Source organism: Ruminococcus sp. CAG:379, from assembly GCF_000434255.1.
GTDB lineage: Bacteria > Bacillota > Clostridia > Oscillospirales > Ruminococcaceae > Ruminococcus_F > Ruminococcus_F champanellensis.
In genome coordinates, this window is the sequence record NZ_FR894882.1 from 55,916 (window position 1) to 59,469 (window position 3,554).

The 3,554-nt window shown below is 56.4% G+C and carries 4 protein-coding genes; 1 reads left to right on the forward strand and 3 read right to left on the reverse strand.

Going from position 1 to position 3,554, the window contains the following annotated elements; genetic code table 11:
- The first annotated feature begins 55 nt into the window (after nt 1-55).
- Complete coding sequence (locus QVO51_RS05130; protein ID WP_022357494.1) at nt 56-319, forward strand: hypothetical protein; 264 nt, start codon at nt 56-58, stop codon at nt 317-319.
- 117 nt (nt 320-436) lie between these two features.
- Here the strand turns inward: QVO51_RS05130 and QVO51_RS05135 are convergent, their stop codons facing one another.
- From QVO51_RS05135 to QVO51_RS05145, 3 genes are all read right to left on the reverse strand, one after another.
- Entirely contained in the window at nt 437-1,600 is a 1,164-nt protein-coding gene (locus tag QVO51_RS05135) for a phosphoglycerate dehydrogenase (RefSeq protein ID WP_022357495.1), read from the reverse strand.
- A gap of 26 nt (nt 1,601-1,626) precedes the next feature.
- The gene (gene serC, locus QVO51_RS05140) at nt 1,627-2,718 is read right to left on the reverse strand and encodes a 3-phosphoserine/phosphohydroxythreonine transaminase (protein WP_022357496.1); all 1,092 of its coding nucleotides are present in this window, start codon (nt 2,716-2,718) and stop codon (nt 1,627-1,629) included.
- A gap of 250 nt (nt 2,719-2,968) precedes the next feature.
- Nucleotides 2,969-3,554 (reverse strand): CAP domain-containing protein (locus QVO51_RS05145; protein WP_288167884.1); only part of this gene is annotated, 586 nt, incomplete at its 5' end.

Sequence of the window (3,554 nt, forward strand, 5' to 3'; positions counted from 1 at the left end):
CGGCTCCCTGGAAAAGGGCGTCGGCAGCATCGACATCCGGGACGCCTCCGTGAGCATGGCTATCAACGCCCGGTTCTGCTCCGCCATCGGCACCATTGACGGCAGCATCAACACGGTGGTGGACGGTGCCAACATCGCCCTGAACTGCGAAGGCTCGGAAATCGCCGGCATCGGGGATCCCAGGGGGGCAGGCTCCATTCTGCTGAAGGATGCGGAGCTGGATATGACCATGCTGGCAGCCAGCGTCATTGACGTAGGCACCCGCTGCGGCAGCGTATCCACCCAGGGAGGCAGAAAGAGCGTCCGGATCAATCCGTAATCAAGGGCAACACAAAAGGCAACACCGCACAAAGCACGCCTGGCGGCTTTGTGCGGTGTTGCCAAAAAGCGCCCGTTCCCAATTCAGGGAACGGGCGCTTGGTATATCCGGAAGGGATTATGCGATTACACGCACACGGATGACGCCGTCAATTGCCTTTACGGTGTCAACAATGCTGTCGGCTACATCGCCGGCAACGTCGATCATGGTGTAAGCGTTGTCCTTCTTGCTGGCATTGACCATGTTGTCAATGTTCTTGCCTGCATCGCCCAGAGCGGAAGTGATCTGTGCAATGATGGTGGGCACATTCTTGTGCAGCACACACAGCTTGGTGCCGTTTGCATGCATTTCTGCGTTGGGAAAGTTAACGGAGTTGATGATATTGCCCTGCTCCAGGTATGCGGACAGCTCATCCGCAGCCATCATAGCGCAGTTGTCCTCGCTCTCCGGGGTGGATGCACCCAGGTGGGGGATCGCAATGATATTCTTTACGCCGATGGTATTGGCGTTGGGGAAGTCGGTCACATAGCAAGCGATCTTGTCGGCTTCCAGTGCTGCGATCATGTCAGCATCGTTGACCAGCTCGCCTCTTGCGAAGTTCAGCACTCTTGCGCCGTCCTTCATCTTGGCAATGGCAGCAGCGTTGATAAAGCCCTTGGTGTCTGCATTGCAGGGAACGTGCAGGGTCAGATAATCTGCCGCAGCCAGTACCTCATCCGCAGACTTGGCAACCTGTACTGCCGGGGACAGACGGAGTGCAGCCCCAACGGACAGGAACGGGTCTGTGCCGATGACCTTCATGCCCAGGTCAATGGCAACGTTTGCAACCAGTGCGCCGATGGCGCCCAGACCGATGATACCCAAGGTCTTGCCCTTGATCTCCGGCCCTGCGAACTGGCTCTTGCCTTTCTCCACCAGCTTGCCTACATTGTCGCCCTCCTCCTTGAGGGAGGGAACCCAAGCCATAGCCTCGGAGATCTTCCGGGAGGACAGCAGCAGTCCTGCGACTACCAGCTCCTTTACAGCGTTTGCGTTTGCGCCGGGGGTGTTGAATACAACAATGCCCTGCTCTGCGCACTTGTCAACGGGAATATTGTTCACACCGGCACCTGCACGGGCAATGGCAAGCAGATTGCTGCCGAATTCCATATCGTGCATAGCGGCGGAACGAACCATGATTGCATCCGGATTCTCCGGTGCGTCAGCAATGGTATACTTTGCAGCGTCCAGGCGGCAGGTGCCTACCTTGGAAATTTTATTGAGTGTCTGAATCTGAAACATGATAACCCTCCTGTTTCCGTGTATCCTTAGGCGTTTTCAGCCTCGAACTTCTTCATGAATGCAACCAGCTTCTCCACGCCTTCGATGGGCATTGCGTTGTAGATGGAAGCACGCATACCCCCCACGCTCCGGTGACCCTTGATGTTGATGAAGCCGTTCTTCTTTGCCTCTGCCACGAACTTTGCGTCCAGGTCGGCATCGCCGGTTACGAAGGGCACGTTCATCAGGGAGCGATCCTTGCCCTGTACGGTGGGCTTGAAGAGCTTGGAGCTGTCCAGGAAGTTGTACAGAATGGCAGCCTTCTTCTCGTTGTGCTCCTTCATAGCGGTCAGACCACCCATCTTCTCAATCCATTCCAGCACCAGCTTGAGAATGTAGATGCCGTAGGTGGGAGGCGTATTGTACATGGAGCCGTTGTCTGCATGGGTCTTGTAGTCGAACATGGTGGGAGTGCCTTCCTTGGCATTGCCGATCAGATCCTCACGGATGATGACAACTGTCAGACCGGCAGGGCCCATGTTCTTCTGTGCGCCTGCGTAGATCATGCCGTACTTGCTTACGTCAATCGGCTCGGACAGGATGCAGGAGGACAGGTCAGCCACCAGGGGCACATTGCCGGTATCCGGCAGTTCAGCGAACCGGGTGCCGTAGATGGTGTTGTTCTGGCAGATGTGGAAGTAATCTGCGGTGGGGTTGAACTTGGACTTGTCAAGCTCCGGAATGTAGGAGAAGGTCTTATCCTTGGAGGAAGCGACAATGTTGCAGTTTTCTGCGCCGCAGAGCTTTGCAGCCTCGGAGTATGCCTTGTTTGCCCACTGACCGGTGATGACGAAATCCGCCTTGCCGGTCTTATTCATCAGATTCAGGGGGATCATCGCAAACTGAGAGGATGCGCCGCCCTGGAGAAACAGTACCTTATAGTTGTCGGGAATGGACATCACCTTGCGCAGTCTTGCCTCGCAGTCATCGATGATTGCCTGGTATTCCTTGGAACGGTGGGACATTTCCATTACGGACTGACCGCTGTCGCCGTATTCCAGCAGCTCATCAGCTGCGCGCTTGAGAACTTCCTCAGGAAGGGTCGCCGGACCTGCGCTGAAATTGTAAACTCTGCTCATTGTAGATAACCTCCGTTGAATTTGATGGGGCCACTGTCCGCCCAGGACGGACGCATGACCGCCCACAGTACATAACATATAATCATTATAGCGCGTTTTATGCCAAAAGTCAATATAATTCTTGCATGATTGTGAATAAAATAACGGCTTGTCCCAACCGTTTTCTTGGCAAAACCACGAAAAAGGAGGCTTTTCCGCAAAAAGCCTCCTGAAAAATCACATATGGGGGTATATTCATTTTTATATCCGGCTATCCGGCAAAGACCTGTACCCAGCTCCGGGTGGCGGAATCATACCCCACCCCCAGCATGGAAAAGCCATCGTTGAGGATATTCGCCCGGTGTCCTTCGGAGCTCATCCAGCCCTTCATGACCTCCTGGGGGCTGGCATAGCCCTGGGCAATGTTCTCCCCCGCCGTCCTATACGCAAGGTCGCATTCCTCCAGCACGGTAAAGCAGGAGGAGCCATCCGGCCGGTTGTGACTGAACACCTGTGCGATCTCCCGGGCACGGATGTCCGCCGCCTTCAGCAATTCCGTATGCAGCACCAGGGGCGCAAGCCCATACTCCGCCCGTGTCTGGTTTACAAACTCCAGGATCTGGGCAGCGTATGTCGGGGCATTCACCGGTGTTTCCGGCTCCGGGTCAGGCTCCGGCTCCGGCTGCGTGACAGACGTCTGCGGCGGCTTTGTCACCGGTACAGGCTCCGGTTCCGGGGCAGCCATGGTCTTGACAGGCTCCCGCCGGGCAGTCCGGGGTGGCTGCGTCTCCGCCGAAGGGGGCGCAGTGGTCTCCTCCTCCGCCGGGGCAGTGGTTTCCGGCGGCAAAGCCGTGGTG